This window comes from Roseibium sp., assembly GCF_051016195.1.
Lineage (GTDB): Bacteria > Pseudomonadota > Alphaproteobacteria > Rhizobiales > Stappiaceae > Roseibium.
The window spans coordinates 6025793-6040052 of the sequence record NZ_CP134616.1 but is presented as its reverse complement, the minus strand read 5'-3'; the positions used below and the strand labels follow the sequence as shown (position 1 = coordinate 6040052).

Below are 14260 nucleotides of genomic sequence, written 5' to 3'. Positions count from 1 at the left end.
GGCAGGGTGGCATTGACGCTCGTGCGGTGTCAGAATCCTGCTTTGCGAGACGCCCCGATAAGTCGCGGAAAGGTCATGTTTTTCAGCGTCTTGAGGCCTTCGGCGGGCGATGCCATCCACATCGCTCATCAAGCTCAAAAAACTTTGCCGGAATGCTGGACAAGGTCTGAGCGAGCCTCTATAAGGACCGGGCTTTCAACGAACGGAGCACCGCTCCATTCATCTGCAAGCGCGCCCAGATAGCTCAGTTGGTAGAGCAGCGGATTGAAAATCCGCGTGTCGGTGGTTCGATTCCGCCTCTGGGCACCATTTACCCTCTACATACCTTCTCATAGCACACACCGAACTTATAAAATTCAATGAGTTAGAGGATTCTGCTGCTCATAGCGACACACTGATCCTCCCCCTTTGAATGGGAACAGACTAACCTCAAAACGAGGAACATTCAGGGGAGCAGGTCACTGCGGATCCCCTCACGGCCCCATAATTTCCGGACTGGTCTTGGAATGTGCGGCCAGTCCGCATTGCGCCGCCATTTGGGTCGTTCGACTATTGTCCTGTTGTTCCCAAAAGCAGCCGTTCGTTGGGATCAGAGCAAATGACCGGGATGCGGGACGAAGTTGCCATTCATCGCGAATAACCAAGGGTCAGCTTCGGTGAAGTGAGCTATCTAGTCGGCAAGGACCCTTTCGAAAGCTGGTCGATCTTCGGAGAGCTTCACGTAGCTTTTACATGCCGGAGAGCTAGCGAGGTCATCAATGCGGTTGATCACCCGAAGCACAACAACAATCATGGTGTCCGCAGCTTAGAACCAGAGTCGTATCAATCGCGGACAATATGGTTGTGCATTTCATTGACATATTGGTGACCTACCAAGAAAGTGTTAGCGAACGGATCACTTCGCCGAAACGGCGAGTCGCGCGCACCTTGTGTGAATCATTGTTGATTGCCACCGGGTGATACATGTATTTCGGGTAAGAGTATGAAAGCATTAAATCTTCGGCGGCACCACCGACTTCTTCTCTGGTTGTTCTTCGGCACAATCTTGGTCGTGAATTCAGCGATTGCGCAGGAAACCACTCCGGAGCGTTCGGACTACACAATACCGGATGATCTGCTCTCCGTAAGTGAGGGACGAGAAGGCTTTTCTGCTGAGCAGAGCCAAAGCTACCGGCAAGCCTACGACGGGGAAACTCTGACGACGTCGCACAATGCCGGTAATTATGCAGCGTCTCGCCTGAGTGAAAACCTTCCCACCGCTATTGTGCATCGATACGGACCCGTCTCGGAACTCGAGTACCAGCTGATGCCCGAAATTGGCGATGTCAGGGCCACCACTATTCTTGGCACGATGACTTTGAATGAGATGATGCAGGATGAAAGGTCCCGGTTAAAAGCAATTGCGGTCATTCACGAGGGAAAAATCGTTTTCGAAGAGTACATCGGTATCCGCGATTGGGACAATCATCTTTGGGCATCCGCCACCAAGATTCTGGTCGGCACGCTCGCGTTCATGGCAAGCAAGGAGGGCCTCATCGACCTTGACGCACCTGTTTCTCAATACGTGCCGGAGCTTGGAGACACACCGTGGGCCAACATCAAAGTTGCCGATGTCCTGCATCAGCGATCTGGTCTCGACATAAGTGAAAGTCGACTGGGCAGCTCACCAGATCATCCAGTCAGTCTTTTTTACGCAATTGGCTTTGGGGATCCGAATATTCCCGATGGTCTGTCACTTATGGATGCGCTGAAAAGTGTAGAGACTAATGTGGAGCCTGGCAGTCGGTTTGAATACGCATCGCTCAATACCTACGTCACGACGCTGATCCTGCAAAGCGTGACCGGGAAACCTTTCGAAGACCTGGTCACCGAGCGTATCTGGAGCAAGGCGGGCATGGAGGGGGTTGGTGTTTTGGGTCTCACCGTCGGCGGTGAGCCCTCTTCGCCGGGCGCTTTCGCTGCACGACTTCGGGATCTGGCACGATTCGGAATGCTCTTCACACCTAGCTGGGACGTGGTTGCGGGGGAGCGTGTGGTTTCAAAAGACTACTTCGCAAAAGCCAAAGCCGCCGCTGAACCCGAAATCTATGGTGAGGATTACATGAGCAAGCGCCTCCTCAACGACTTTGGCGAAGGTGGCTTTGGCGCCTCCTACCAGTGGGATGCCGTGTTCCCGGATGGAGATCTGTACAAGTCGGGACGGACGGGTCAGTGCCTCTATGTATCACCGGAAACCGATACAGTGGTGGTCTACTACTCCTCGTCTTACCAAGCAGAAGTTTGGGTCCACGCCTACGCTCGCGAGATCGTCAAGCAGTTGTTCCGCTGAATAGGTCTTGCAGGGATTTAAAGCGCACGTCACAGCTGGCTCGTCCAGTGATGCGCAGTGCGATGGTGGAAACCGACGTTCGTTGCAGAGCAGCAAGTTGGCAAGGTTGGGCTCGTTCCGGTCCTTCGCTGAGGTTCACACCAACGTCCGCTCCAGGCCGAAAATGACCATGTTGGGAAACGGTCCCGGGGCTCACTGGTAAACGCCTGCGATCCACTCACGGCGCACCGCAGCACCGCCCTGGCCCTCCCCAATCAAATCGAATGATGCTCGGCAGCCGTCGCGTTGCTTTGCCGCAACCACGCGGACACATCGTCATCCGTGCGCCCTACACTAAGCTGTTCAGTCGATCATCTCGGGTTACGGTCCAATACAAATGCCAAATAGTCCGGATCTGTATCGGTAATCGGCAGCGCCTTAATAGCCGCAACCTCGAAAGGATGCATTTTCTTCGCCAACTCAAACAAAGGCGCTTTGCTCGCTTCTTCGATTTTAAAGAGCAGTTGGTACTCGACATTTTCCGTGTACTGTCCTTGCCACAGGTAGCCAGTTTTCATGGGCGCGGAGATATTGAAAGCCTTGGCCAGGCCACTCTCGATTGCTGCCCTGCCAATCTGCAGGGCGACGTCTTCGCTTGGGCAATTGACAATCACGAAGAAAAGCCGGCTTTCACTCATAAGTGCCTCCTTCCAAGGCGTTGGCTGCAGGCGCAGACAGATCGGTTAGGTCAATCCCAATGACTGGTTAGGTCTTGCCGGTCTCTGCGGTGGCGCACCTGTCGATGATGGACGTCCGCTTTGCACTACCGTCTTAGACATTCTACGGCTCCCGATCGGTGTGCAAGACCGAACTGTCGTTACAATTGAGTCAGATAGCCGATTTTGTGAACCTGTCGGACCTTTGATCGAAGGGTAGTCACGGCGCATAGCGGGCATTGTTCTTGTCTACGACGAACGTCCGCTTAGGTCCGTAATGCCCGATTTCGTCCACGCCCTGTCCTCGGCCGGACGCCTTCGTTGCGGCTCCCAGCGAACGTTTGCCGCAGGTCGACAAAGAAGCCGTGCATCGGATGGAAGATGCGATGATTTCGTGCACATCCGAAATCAACATGACCCTGCAGAATTTGTCGTTGGGGATATGCCGCTTGATGTCTACACTTCACTTGAGGTGTATCGAGATGAGGAATGGCATAGTCAAAGCGCTGTATTTTGTCACCGGCATGGTTTTCCTGCTCGTTTCGCCAAGTGTTGGACTTGCGTGTGACATCTGCGGCAAATCTGTTGATTTTGTTTTTGACTCAGCGGTTACCGTTTGCACGGACCAGTGCGCAACGAACGAGTATTCAGGTCTTTTCAGAAAATTCTATATTTCGAAAGATGGATTAAAGATCTTTGTCTTCACCGCGCCGAAGAAGGTAAAAGCTCGTTTATTTGGGCAATGGAATGAAAATGGATCCGCTGGCATGGAGAAATACACGCTCTCGGAAAACAGGGTGATACTAGATACCCAGGTCGAAAATCTAAATATTCGCGAAATAATTGCGGTGACGGGAGATTCTTGTGATTATTCTGTAATTACAACAATAATGAAAGAATCTGAGATAAAAGACGTTGGAACAAGAATAAAGAACGAAAACTGCAAGGTCAGCGATGGATACGTGTTTCCCGGATGAATTCGAGAAACTGAATGATCGAGCTTTTGGTTGCGCGAGAGAGTAAATTGAAAAATTCAGGTTTTTTGAAGATGCACTTCGGTTTCCGCTGCAACCCCGACTTGGATGCTTGGTGATATCGGTCACGTGGCCGCAAGTTGTGGCGACAGTCATCGGAAAGGATCGCCTGAACAGCCGCATTGTCGATCCACCGGACACGCACTCAGACCGCAGCAAATGTCTTCATTCCGCCCTCTCTTCGCTTTCGCTGCATTCTGAATGAATGTCGGTTTTCGGGTTCTTGTCCTAACTTGCTGAACTTCCGAAATGTGGGCGCAAAGCGGAAGTTCGTCGGCGGAGGATACAACGTCCGCTCCGGACCGTTTTCGACCAGGTCACGTTTGGGCAGGAAGCAGTCGTCCGCTGCGTTCGAGGTGAACGGAAGCTACGCAGGCGGGCCAAACTGCCATATGGTTAGGCGGTCTGATTGACCGCTTTTAGTTTTTCTGTTCTGCAGGGAGGTGGGCAGGCACATGACGCTTTCAGGGCCCAGTTGGCGGATAGGAAGAAGGCGGTTCGCCGAATCGCACCGAAACCCTGTAACGATCCCATTCAAAGGTTGGTACTTTCGTCCCGACTCACGGAGCCGAAATTCAAACGCCCGCCGAGTCCCGCCACCATGACGCCGCAGCCCAAAGGCTTTTACCTTCTCTTCCTCGTTGAACTGTGTGAGCGCTACGGCTTTTATACGGCCGTATTTCTCCTTGTTCCCTATGCCGTCAGCAGGATTGGCTTTTCCGAGGTCGAAGCGTCGCTGCTGTATGGCACCTATACGGCGCTGATCTATTCGACGACCTTTGCCGGCGGCATCATCGCTGACCGCTTGCTCGGTTTCCGCGCGGCAACACTCATCGGTCTTGCCATCATGGCCAGCGGCAGCCTGCTTCTCGCCACCGGCGTGAAGGCAGCTGCGTTTGTCGGCCTGGCCGCGCTGCTGGTCGGCAATGGCTATTACAAGCCCAGCGTCTCCAGCCTTTTGGGCCTGCTTTACGAAAAGGACGATCCCCGGCGCGACAGCGGCTACACGCTTTTGTACATGGGCATCAATATCGGTGCCGGCGGCGCGGCACTTGGCGCGGGGCTTCTGTCGCGCGACTTCGGCTACCACACAGCCTTCCTCGTCGCCGGGCTCGGTAAATTGCTCGCTTTTGCTGCGCTGCTGGCGGGTGGTCGCGTGTTTCACAATCTCGGTGCCGCACCTGCTGACCGGCCGCTGATGCGGGCAGACTTTGCCGGGCTCCCAAACCTTTTGTGGCTTGCGGTCGGTACAATCGCTCTGGTCGTGCTCAGCAACTTACTCCTGTTTCATGCCTTTGCCGCCGGCGAGACCATCGCTGTCGTCTGCGCCGCGGTTTTTGGTTTTTTCCTTTTTGCGGTTCTGCGCCTGGATGCAAAAAGCCGGCAGCGTGCGCTTGTCATGCTGATGCTCTTTGCCTTCGGTGTCATTTTCTGGGCGGTCTACAACCAGGATGCCGATACGATCCTGCTCTTCATCGCTCAGGGAGTCGATCGGACTGTCATGGGCTTCGAGATCCCGTCGAGTTCTTTCCTGTCGCTCAATTCGCTCGTCATCATCATCGGTGCGCCACTGATGTCGATCTTGTGGTTCCGGCTCGCGGGGCGTGACATAACGCCGTCCGAAAGCGTCAGGTTCGCCTTCGGACTTCTGCTGCTCGGTGCGGCCTATTGCTCGCTTGCGTTGGCGCCTGCGGGTGCTGGCGGGCTGGTATCACCCCTGTGGCTGATAGTTTTCTTTTTGCTGTTCAGTGTCGCGGAGCTTTTGGTTGAGCCAATCGGACTCTCCATGGTAAGTCGCCTCGCCACCCGTGAGTTGATGGGCTTTGCCATGGGCATGTGGTTCATGACTCACGCGCTTGGAAACTACGGCAGTGGCCTACTTGCGAAGCTCGCGGCGGTTCCCGAGGATACCGAGCCGGCCGGCAAAGTGACGACAAGCCAGGCGGCGTTTCTCGACTATGGCCTGCTCGCCCTGGCCACCGGTCTATTGCTGATTGCACTGCTGCCGGTGATTGCCCGATGGCGCGATGCAACGGACGACACCAAAGGGGACACGTGAGGAGGCTTTTGGCCGATCACGCGGTGGCTTTGCGACGAAAATCCACGCCAGAGCAGACGGTCAAGGAGGCCCTCTCGGGTTTGTCCTGACAGGCAGCGAGATCTCGGAGGAGAGTGCCCCGCCTTTCTGGAGATGCCTTGCAGCAAGCCCCGACTGTTTCTTGCCGACATGGGATACGATCGCGATGCCGCGCGTCAAATGAAACTCACGCCCGCACGACCATCACCGAGCATTTCGCGTATTTGGCAAGTTTTCCGCCGTTTGACGGCCAGATATGGTCAATGACATTCGGCACGTGGCTTGCCATGATGACGAGATCGGAGCCGGTTTTGCTGATGGCCCGCATCAGCGCATCGTCGATCTCAAGCGTCGGATCATGCGCGATCGTGGCATATGCCGACGTCTCTATGCCGTGCCGGGTTGCTTCTGCCGCGGCAAACGCGCCGAGTTTGTGTGCGAACTCGTCAGGATTATGCGCCACTTCACTGGGCTGGGATGACGTGACACCCACGTAGACAACGGGAACGCCGTAGTGTTTTGCAAGATCAGCGGCGCAGTCCAGCGCGGCACCCAGTTTTTCGACATGCGCCAGATCAACCGGCGCCATGATATGCTTGAACATCGTTTTTGTCCCTGGTTACAGGTCTGCATAGGCGCTTTGCGCACACCGCCGAAGCAAGGAACCTGAGCCTGCAGATCGGGCCGGATCATTCCGCCCGCAGCATTCCGGAAAGGGTAATCACGTCCAGTCGCCGGAAGCAAATCTCTTGGCTGTAGCAGGCCTCAGAATCGGTCCTCGGCCACACGAGCATGTTCCGGGGCTCTTTGATCCATCCACGCCGATTGGCATTGCTGGGGTACAGGCTCATTTATGGGTCCGTACCCTCGTCCGACGAGCGGGTCGCATCGGGCGATCGGGTCTTGGTTCGATGCGATAGAGCGCGCTGAAACCCACAAGAAACCATAGCGGACCACTCAGCGGGACAGGGCCGTCTTTCGGCGCCGGTATTAGAATTGCAGAATTGCAGAATGGCAGCACGAAAGATCAGCTGCCGTGCAGGGAAACTTCCCGGTCGATCGCAGGCGCTGTCTCCGAAAGGGGAAGCCGGACGACCAGGCTCAATATGCCGTCCTGCATCTCGGCGCGAACCGAGCCGTTGCTGCCAAGACAGAGCTGCTTCACGATGGAAAGGCCAAGCCCGCTGGAATGGGTGTTGCGTCCCCGCGTCCGGCTGTGCGACACGCGAAAAAAACGGTCAAACAGGAAAGGAACATCCTGGGCGGGCAAGTTCCGAGCGCCATTTCTGAATGAGATCTCTATCCATTGCGGCGCATGTTTTGAAAAAGCGATGCAGCATTCCGCGTCCGGGTCGGCGTATCGCAGCATGTTCGACATCAGGTTATCGACAATGTGGCGCAAGGATTGCCCAGATAGGGCAAGCGATCTGTCGGCCAGCGCATCGTTGACCTGCACACTCAGCTGAAGGCCCTTTGCCTGAAACTGGGTCTCCCAACGACGCCGCAGATCTTCCAGAACAAACTGCACGCTGACGTCCTGGCACGAGGCGTTTTCATCCTCTGGCGAGAGGTCCAAGGCCTCAATGGAATGGGTCAGTGTCGTCAGGTGATTGAGCTCATCCGACATGAGCGAAAAGAACTTCGCGTCGGCTTGAAACACACCGTCCTCCAAGCCCTCGGTGTAGCCGCGCAGGCTGGTGATCGGCGTCCGCAATTCGTGTCCGAGATCAGCGAGATAACGTGCGCGGCGCTCTTCTTCCTGCTGCAGTGCCGCGGCAAGCGCGTTGACCGTGTCTGCCAGCCTCCCGACCTCTCCGGACTGGGTCTTTGCGCGAACGCTGTAATCACCTTGCCTCAACCGTTCCGTGGTTCGGGCAAGCACGCCAAGCGGGCGGACAATCAGCAGCGTCACTCCAACGGACGCGGCGACAGCGAACACCAGTCCGACAGAGATGCTTGTCCAGAGTTGACGTTCGACTTCGTCCACGAACATGGCATGAACCTGGCCGGGCTCGATGTTGAATGTTGACATCAGGCGATCGGAGTAGGTTGTGCTTTGGCCAAGGAAAAGCCAGTACCAGGCAACGCCGAGCATGAGAACAATCGCAGTGTTCGCCGCAATCATCTGAAGCGTCAACCAGGGCAACCGGTCCAGGCGGTGTCTCACGATATCATGCGCTCCAGGTCCGCTGTGGCCGCGAACCGGTAGCCAAAACCGCGCACCGTTTCGATCATCGAGCCGGTTTCGTCTCCAAGTTTGGTGCGCAGATTGTGGACGTGAACATCTATTGCCTTCGGCCCGACGGCGGCATCATTCCCATAAAGAAGCGCGATGAGCTGGCCTCGCGACAAGACGCGGCTCGGTTGCTCCAGAAGGCGCCGCAGAATTTTGTGCTCGTATGGGGTCAGCGCGATCGTCCGGCCACACAGGCTGCAGGTCGGCTGATCGAGGTCCAGTTTCAGCGGTCCGACTTCGACCACATCATCCCGGCACGCCGTGGGCATTTGACTGCGGCGCAGGATTGCCTGAATGCGGACAACCAGTTCGCGTGGGGAGAAGGGTTTGACGACATAGTCATCCACCCCGGCTGCAAAGCCCTGGAGCACATTGCTTTCCGCGCCGAGTGCCGTCAGCAACAGGACAGGTGTCTGGATGCCTTGCGAGCGCATTGCCTCGACAATCTCAGTCCCGGATCTGTGCGGCAGCATGACATCGAAGATACAGAAGTCGAATGTATCGGTCAGGGCCGCCTTGTAGCCTGTCAAACCATCCTGGTGCTCGACGACTTCGTGGCCTGCACTTTCAAGATAGGCGCTCAGAAGATTGAGAATGTTCTCATCGTCTTCGACCACAAGAATTTTTGCCTTGGCAGCGATGTCACCCACCTTCCCGGATGCGTTCTTGGACAGGAAGCAGGGTGCAATTGTTTGCATGGTGCGTCCAATAACGTTCCGGAGACAACAAGTTGATTGGGGATGCGCCGGCATCAACCGGACGCCGGCGCACGCGGCAAAACCCTATTGTTCCAGAAGCGCTTCGCGGGAGGTGGCGAATATCACTTTCCAGTTTGACTCGCCTTTTGAGATAACGGTCTCGGTGTCGGCGAGGAAGAGCTTGTTATGGGCCGCCGGGCTGCTGTTGAGATAAAGCTGGCCGTCGACGATGGCCCATAGATCGGGTTGGGTCGGCACTTTCTTGCCCTTGCTGGCTCCCGCCGAGCACCATCCTCCATAGGCCGGTGCATATTTCGCGGGGTCAGCATCAAAAAGCGCCTTGTTCTCCGCGGAAGCAAAATGCCAGGTCGCGCCCTGATACTCAGACGCAAATTCCGCAGACCCGGGCGTTGGCGCTCCAACAGTGTGATAGGCGACGACATCGGTCCCTCCGACAACGGCATCACCATCGACGTAATGCTCGTCAACGGCGAGCGCCTGATTTGCCATAAAGCTCATGGCCATTGCCATGGAAACCGCCGCGATGTTCTTTCCGTAGGTCTTCATTGGTTACGTCCTTGGATCTGTGTTTTGACAAACTCTGAACGAGAAGTGCTTCCGTGCGTCTTCCCAGGACATCGGGTATAATTCAGCGGGGTTTTGGGGCGGTTTGTGATGGGTTAGCTTTCGGTTAGGATCAGCCGGCAATCCCGTTTGTGCGGCTTCACACTGCAAGCGAGCCTTTGGCTTTGCGTGTGGCGAATTTGCGATTCTGGGCGGCAAAGGGCGTTCGCCGATCCGCCTGGTTTCCCGTAAACAATCCCCCGGGATTTGAACCAGCAGCAATCCTGGCCAACGCGAAGATTGGCGCATTTGTTGAAGAACGGCTCCATGGCACGCCTATCTTTCCAGGTGCACACAGTATCTGGCGCTTGCAATGAACATCATTTTGAATGGCGAAGCTGCCAAGGTCCCGGAGCACTGGGCGGATGAAACCCTTCTGCACGTTATTCGAGAGTATTTCGAACTGGTTGGCGCGGTTTCCGGGGCGACGCTGGACCACATTCCGAACCCTGTTCTTGTGGAACTCGTTCCTCCCGATCCGAAGGACCCCAAGACGCCGCAGGGAGACCTGTCTTCCGTCCGTGAAAAGATCGCGGACAAGCAGCGTCAACAGGAAGATGCAGCCAAGAGAAAGACGGGAGGCGTTTAGATGCCCGGTCGTCCGCGCGGCGCCTCCGGTACAGGAGCACCGCCTCCTCCGAAACCTGCATTGATCTTGCGTTTCTGCACATTGGTGCTGGTTGGAAACGCCGTCAGGCCCTCGTGGAACGGAGACTTGATGCAGGCAGGATCGGTTTCAGTGGCATCGCCTGTGACGGCGAACGCCTGGCAGCGGCATCCTCCGAAATCGATGTCCCTGCGCGGGCACGCCTTGCAGCGGTCTGACATCCAGTCCATTCCCCGGTAGGCATTGAAACTGTCGGACTCTTCCCATATGGCCTGAAGTGATCTGTCGCGCACGTTCTCGAAGCTAAGGCTCGTGATCGATTGCGCCGCGTGGCATGGCAGCATCATGCCGTCAGGCGCGATCATGAAGGCGTCCTTGGCCCAACCACCCATGCAGGGCTTGGGATAATCGGCGTAATAGTCCGGCGGAACGAAGTCGATGTTCAGGACACCTGTCAGCTCTTCCCGGGCCCGGGTTACGAAGTCGATCTGCTCGGCAACCTGCTCGCGGTCGGGCAAAAGGGCCGCCTTGTTGAGCTCCGCCCAGCCGTAATACTGCACATTTGCGATCTCCAGACGTTCTGCATCCAGCTCCAGCGCAAGGTCGACGAATGCCGGGACTTCCGCGATGTTGATCCTGTGGATCGGCGCATTGATCGTCAGCGGAAGGCCAAGCATACGCGCCTGATGGGCGGCTTCGCGTTTTTTCTCAAAAGCGTTCTTGTAGTGACCGATCCTGAACGTTGTCTCGTCGCTCGCACCCTGAAAACTGATCTGGATATGATCCAGTCCGGCATCCTTGAGAGCCTGCAATCGGTCTGCCGTAAGCGTGACAGCGGCCGTGATCAGGTTGGTGTAAACGCCGTCGGCCGCGAGGCAAGCGATGATGTCTTCAAGATCCGGCCTCAGTGTCGGCTCACCTCCCGAAAGATGCACCTGCAGGATGCCGAGGTCGGCGGCCTGTCTGAACACGTCGAGCCAGGTGGCCGTGTCCAGTTCCCGGTCGGCTTTGAGAAGTTCAAGCGGATTGGAGCAATAACCGCATTGCAATGGACACCTGTGTGTGAGTTCCGCAAGCAGCCCGAGCGGGGTTTCGGCTTTGCCGCTCATGGCATATCTCCGGTCTGGTCGGCGAGCCTGATCAGCAGCCTGTCGCTCCAGTCCTGGAGAAACTCCAGGACATCGCCCAGGATTTCTGAACGGGGCGCATTGAATTCCTTCGATAGCGCACCGGCAATCTCCCCAATGGAGCTGCCTCCGTTGCAGTTCTGCAGGATCAGCACACTGATATCGTCCGGCCAGAGAACTTTTTCAGGTGCGAGCACCACCCAGCTGTCGCGTTTTTCATTGAAAACGAGGCGCACGTGTGCGGGCAGTACCGGAATACTGTCTGTTGTCAGGATTGTCCGTTCGCGTGCCGCCGTCACTGCCTGCCGCCACCTTTATTGTCTCGTGTCTTCCTCGCGCGGGCAGAACGCACCGGGCGGAATGCTGCCGGGTGAAACGTAGGCGTGCTGGAGCGCGTCCAGCATCGCCCACAACAGGTCGCACTTGGCAAGGAGGGCGTCGACCGCATCGGCCTGCTTGTCCGGCGTGTCCGCCCAAGCAATCACGAGTGAAAGCGCGTGTTCCGCATCCCGTGGAGCCTGTTTCAGCCGTGGTGTGAAATAGGCCAGCGTGTCCTCGGTGATATAGTCGTATCGGGCGAGCATCGCGGGCACGCGTTCACCGATTGCGACCGGCGAGAACAGCTCTGTCAGGGAAGAGGCGACGGCAACTAGCAGCGACGAATTTGAAACAAGATCGAGATAGGCGCCGACGGCGTATCGCGTTGCAGGCAGGGCGTATCTGCGCGAGCGCACCATACCGGTATCGAGGCCCAGCCCTTCCGCGAGCTTGAGCCATCGCTTTATGCCGCCATCCTGTTCAAGGCTGTCACTGCCGTCGTGATCGACGATACGCTTGATCCATTCACGCCGGAACGCAGGGTCGTCAGAGCGTGACAGGATGATGCTGTCTTTCTTGGGTATGGCGTCCTGGTAGCAGAAGCGGTTGAGGGCCCAGGCCTGCATCTGAGCCTTGCTGAGTTCACCCGCATTCATCATTTTATGGAACGGATGATGGATATGGTAGCGGTCGAAACCCGCCGTTCGCAAAACGTCGGTCAATTCGGCCGGCGAGAGCAGCTTGCCATGCGCCCTGATGGTATCCGCTGCCGTCTCCGGGACACCGCTGCCGATCGTCTGCGAAGGAGCAGCGGGATGAGAAAGGGCAAGATCAGTCATAACTCCAGCTCCATTCCGTCATGGGCGATTTCCCAGCCGGCGGCCCGGACCGCAGATGCTTCGCCGGACTGCGGGTCGAGGACAGGGTTGGTGTTGTTGATATGGATGAAGACACGTCGCTTCAGATCGACGTCGGCCAGGCCCGCCAGGCTGCCCTCCGGCCCGCTCATGGCAAGATGACCCATGCGTGCACCGGTTTTCGAGCCAACACCGGTGCGGGCCATTTCATCGTTTTCGAACACGGTCCCGTCGAACATCAGGCACCCTCCGCCGGAGATCCGTCGTTTGAACGCGTCTTCGATTGCCGCACAGCCCGGCACATAGAACAGTGTTTTGTGAGGCTGGCCGGCTTGTGCGTTTTGGCGGATCGCGAGGCCGATCGTGTCTCCGCCGGATGTGCCGAAATCCTTCTTGTCCGGGTCCTCGAGAAACAGTGCGACCTTTCCCGGAACGCTGAAAGTCTCAATGGTAAGTCCGATCGAACCATCTGGGCCGTGAAGGTCGGTTATACCCTCAAGCGCCAGCTCGCGGCGTTCGACATAATCCGGATTGAGCACCTGAAAGATGCTGTTGGATGCCAGTGTATCGAGAACCCGTCGCGTTGCGTAGAGCGTGAACGGCTCCCGCTCGCGCAAGGACAGCAGACCCGCGATGTGATCGACGTCCGCGTTCGTGAGAACGACGACCTTGATCGGGGTCGACCGCAACGGTGCATCGGCGGAGGGCTGCAGTTCCGGCGTTGCGGCGATCTGCTGTCGGATGTCCGGAGATGCATTGAAAACGGCCCAGTTCCGGCCATCGGCACTCGCAGCGATGCTGGACTGCGTTCTGGCTAGGAACCCGGGCCGGTTTTCACGAACCGCGCGGCTGAGAGGCGCATTACAATTCCACTGCGGGAAGCCGCCTCCGGCTGCCGCACCCAGAACCCTGATTTTCATCGTGGCTCTTGCTTAGCCGCGAATTACTTGCGCTTGCAGGTGCCGATTTCGGCGGGCATGTAGCGCGTGACTTCGAAACCGGCTTCGGTTGCTTTCGTGGACGGCTTTTTCCAGGTTTTCATGTTTTTCCTCCTCTAAGCGATTTTCGCGCTCAAAATCTAACATGTGCGCCCGGATATGTAACCGGTACTTTGGTGCCGGTATCGCTGCAGGCCCGGCGGGCTTGGCAAGGCGCGGCTGCACGTTCCCGGAAATTGAAAGTAGGAGTTGAAAAACGAGGCGACGTCTGGTTGCATGGCGGTTGCGGGGACCTTCCAGATACGGAGACACAAGTGAAACTTGTCTGGTACACCGCGCTGGCAGTGATCGCGCTGCTTTTCACCGGAACTCTTTACGTCACCAATCAGCTCTCTGAACGGATCGCCAGACTGGAACTGGCGGCCGAAGATAACCTTGCCAGTCGGATCGAAAGGCTGGAACTTGTCAAGCAGACCGAGGTTGCTGCGTTCGTCAAGGGCCTGTCTGTCCTGTGCGGTCATCAGGAGCCCAAAAAAGACCTTTTTGATTTTGATGCCGAACAGGGGGCTGATCTTTACACCGCCAATCTGAACGGTGTCATTCTGGTGACGCGGCTCAAGGACTACGGATTGAGGCCGGAAAAGTCCTTTTGTGACACCGAACTCGGTCAGTTCATCTCGCAGAACGGTCTCTAGGTGATGGAAAGGGGGTAGAAGTTCT

15 protein-coding genes, 1 tRNA gene and 1 pseudogene are annotated in these 14260 nt (G+C 56.8%); 7 read left to right on the top strand and 10 right to left on the bottom strand.

The genetic code is table 11. The annotated features are described in order from the left end of the window. The first annotated feature begins 233 nt into the window (after positions 1 to 233). A tRNA-Phe gene (locus RDA78_RS27440) sits at positions 234 to 309 on the top strand. Between the two features lie 673 nt (positions 310 to 982). Further along, on the top strand, positions 983 to 2329 hold the full coding sequence (locus tag RDA78_RS27435; protein ID WP_434052917.1) for a serine hydrolase domain-containing protein: 1347 nt from the start codon (positions 983 to 985) through the stop codon (positions 2327 to 2329). Positions 2330 to 2679: 350 nt separating this feature from the next. Here RDA78_RS27435 and cutA read toward each other — a convergent pair whose 3' ends face one another. Beyond that, positions 2680 to 3006 carry a divalent-cation tolerance protein CutA gene (cutA, locus tag RDA78_RS27430; RefSeq protein ID WP_434052916.1) on the bottom strand — a complete coding sequence of 109 codons (327 nt, stop codon included), beginning with the start codon at positions 3004 to 3006 and terminating at the stop codon, positions 2680 to 2682. 470 nt (positions 3007 to 3476) lie between these two features. Here cutA and RDA78_RS27425 point away from each other — a divergent pair, with 470 nt between their 5' ends. The 3 genes and pseudogenes from RDA78_RS27425 to RDA78_RS27415 all read left to right on the top strand — a co-directional run. Then, positions 3477 to 4001 (top strand): hypothetical protein, encoded by a 525-nt coding sequence (locus tag RDA78_RS27425; RefSeq protein ID WP_434052915.1) that lies wholly within the window; start codon positions 3477 to 3479, stop codon positions 3999 to 4001. A 658-nt stretch (positions 4002 to 4659) separates the two neighbouring features. Further along, complete coding sequence (locus RDA78_RS27420; protein ID WP_434052914.1) at positions 4660 to 6117, top strand: peptide MFS transporter; 1458 nt, start codon at positions 4660 to 4662, stop codon at positions 6115 to 6117. Continuing rightward, positions 6095 to 6191: pseudogene (locus tag RDA78_RS27415) on the top strand (IS5 family transposase); the annotation flags it as partial. The gene RDA78_RS27420 and the pseudogene RDA78_RS27415, both read left to right, overlap by 23 nt. A 131-nt stretch (positions 6192 to 6322) precedes the next feature. Here the strand turns inward: RDA78_RS27415 and RDA78_RS27410 are convergent. From RDA78_RS27410 to RDA78_RS27395, 4 genes are all read right to left on the bottom strand, one after another. Beyond that, positions 6323 to 6739, bottom strand: a complete 417-nt coding sequence (locus tag RDA78_RS27410; RefSeq protein ID WP_434052913.1) for a universal stress protein — start codon at positions 6737 to 6739, stop codon at positions 6323 to 6325. 423 nt (positions 6740 to 7162) lie between these two features. Beyond that, positions 7163 to 8302 (bottom strand): sensor histidine kinase, encoded by a 1140-nt coding sequence (locus tag RDA78_RS27405; protein ID WP_434052912.1) that lies wholly within the window; start codon positions 8300 to 8302, stop codon positions 7163 to 7165. Further along, a complete protein-coding gene (locus RDA78_RS27400) occupies positions 8299 to 9069 on the bottom strand; it encodes a response regulator transcription factor (protein ID WP_434052911.1) in 771 nt (256 codons plus the stop codon). Before RDA78_RS27400 ends, RDA78_RS27405 begins: the two co-directional genes overlap by 4 nt. Positions 9070 to 9153: 84 nt before the next feature. After that, positions 9154 to 9636 carry a YHS domain-containing (seleno)protein gene (locus tag RDA78_RS27395; RefSeq protein ID WP_434052910.1) on the bottom strand — a complete coding sequence of 161 codons (483 nt, stop codon included), beginning with the start codon at positions 9634 to 9636 and terminating at the stop codon, positions 9154 to 9156. Between the two features lie 370 nt (positions 9637 to 10006). Here RDA78_RS27395 and RDA78_RS27390 point away from each other — a divergent pair, with 370 nt between their 5' ends. After that, positions 10007 to 10282: a hypothetical protein gene (locus RDA78_RS27390; RefSeq protein ID WP_434052909.1), complete on the top strand. Its 276-nt coding sequence runs from the start codon at positions 10007 to 10009 to the stop codon at positions 10280 to 10282. On the opposite strand, the gene pqqE is transcribed toward RDA78_RS27390, so the two are convergent. From pqqE to RDA78_RS27365, 5 genes are read right to left on the bottom strand one after another with little or no spacing between them, the layout of a single operon-like run. Then, positions 10279 to 11409, bottom strand: coding sequence for a pyrroloquinoline quinone biosynthesis protein PqqE (pqqE, locus tag RDA78_RS27385; RefSeq protein ID WP_434052908.1), 1131 nt, complete (start codon positions 11407 to 11409; stop codon positions 10279 to 10281). The genes RDA78_RS27390 and pqqE overlap by 4 nt on opposite strands. Further along, positions 11406 to 11726, bottom strand: a complete 321-nt coding sequence (pqqD, locus tag RDA78_RS27380) for a pyrroloquinoline quinone biosynthesis peptide chaperone PqqD (protein ID WP_434052907.1) — start codon at positions 11724 to 11726, stop codon at positions 11406 to 11408. The genes pqqE and pqqD overlap by 4 nt, the downstream gene beginning before the upstream one ends. A 15-nt stretch (positions 11727 to 11741) precedes the next feature. Beyond that, a complete protein-coding gene (gene pqqC / locus RDA78_RS27375) occupies positions 11742 to 12584 on the bottom strand; it encodes a pyrroloquinoline-quinone synthase PqqC (RefSeq protein WP_434052906.1) in 843 nt (280 codons plus the stop codon). After that, complete coding sequence (pqqB, locus tag RDA78_RS27370; RefSeq protein WP_434052905.1) at positions 12581 to 13522, bottom strand: pyrroloquinoline quinone biosynthesis protein PqqB; 942 nt, start codon at positions 13520 to 13522, stop codon at positions 12581 to 12583. Before pqqB ends, pqqC begins: the two co-directional genes overlap by 4 nt. Positions 13523 to 13545: 23 nt before the next feature. Then, on the bottom strand, positions 13546 to 13644 hold the full coding sequence (locus tag RDA78_RS27365; RefSeq protein ID WP_306140579.1) for a pyrroloquinoline quinone precursor peptide PqqA: 99 nt from the start codon (positions 13642 to 13644) through the stop codon (positions 13546 to 13548). Between the two features lie 210 nt (positions 13645 to 13854). Here RDA78_RS27365 and RDA78_RS27360 point away from each other — a divergent pair, with 210 nt between their 5' ends. Further along, the gene (locus RDA78_RS27360) at positions 13855 to 14235 is read left to right on the top strand and encodes a hypothetical protein (protein WP_434052904.1); all 381 of its coding nucleotides are present in this window, start codon (positions 13855 to 13857) and stop codon (positions 14233 to 14235) included. Positions 14236 to 14260 lie beyond the last annotated feature (25 nt).

Coding starts and splice junctions, on each gene's coding strand:
- RDA78_RS27400 (WP_434052911.1), bottom strand. CDS start 9,069: ATGCAAACAATTGCACCCTGCTTCCTGTCCAAGAACGCATCCGGGAAG.
- RDA78_RS27365 (WP_306140579.1), bottom strand. CDS start 13,644: ATGAAAACCTGGAAAAAGCCGTCCACGAAAGCAACCGAAGCCGGTTTC.
- RDA78_RS27420 (WP_434052914.1), top strand. CDS start 4,660: ATGACGCCGCAGCCCAAAGGCTTTTACCTTCTCTTCCTCGTTGAACTG.
- RDA78_RS27425 (WP_434052915.1), top strand. CDS start 3,477: ATGTCTACACTTCACTTGAGGTGTATCGAGATGAGGAATGGCATAGTC.
- RDA78_RS27435 (WP_434052917.1), top strand. CDS start 983: ATGAAAGCATTAAATCTTCGGCGGCACCACCGACTTCTTCTCTGGTTG.
- pqqE (WP_434052908.1), bottom strand. CDS start 11,409: ATGAGCGGCAAAGCCGAAACCCCGCTCGGGCTGCTTGCGGAACTCACA.
- cutA (WP_434052916.1), bottom strand. CDS start 3,006: ATGAGTGAAAGCCGGCTTTTCTTCGTGATTGTCAATTGCCCAAGCGAA.
- pqqC (WP_434052906.1), bottom strand. CDS start 12,584: ATGACTGATCTTGCCCTTTCTCATCCCGCTGCTCCTTCGCAGACGATC.
- RDA78_RS27410 (WP_434052913.1), bottom strand. CDS start 6,739: ATGTTCAAGCATATCATGGCGCCGGTTGATCTGGCGCATGTCGAAAAA.
- pqqB (WP_434052905.1), bottom strand. CDS start 13,522: ATGAAAATCAGGGTTCTGGGTGCGGCAGCCGGAGGCGGCTTCCCGCAG.
- RDA78_RS27390 (WP_434052909.1), top strand. CDS start 10,007: ATGAACATCATTTTGAATGGCGAAGCTGCCAAGGTCCCGGAGCACTGG.
- RDA78_RS27395 (WP_434052910.1), bottom strand. CDS start 9,636: ATGAAGACCTACGGAAAGAACATCGCGGCGGTTTCCATGGCAATGGCC.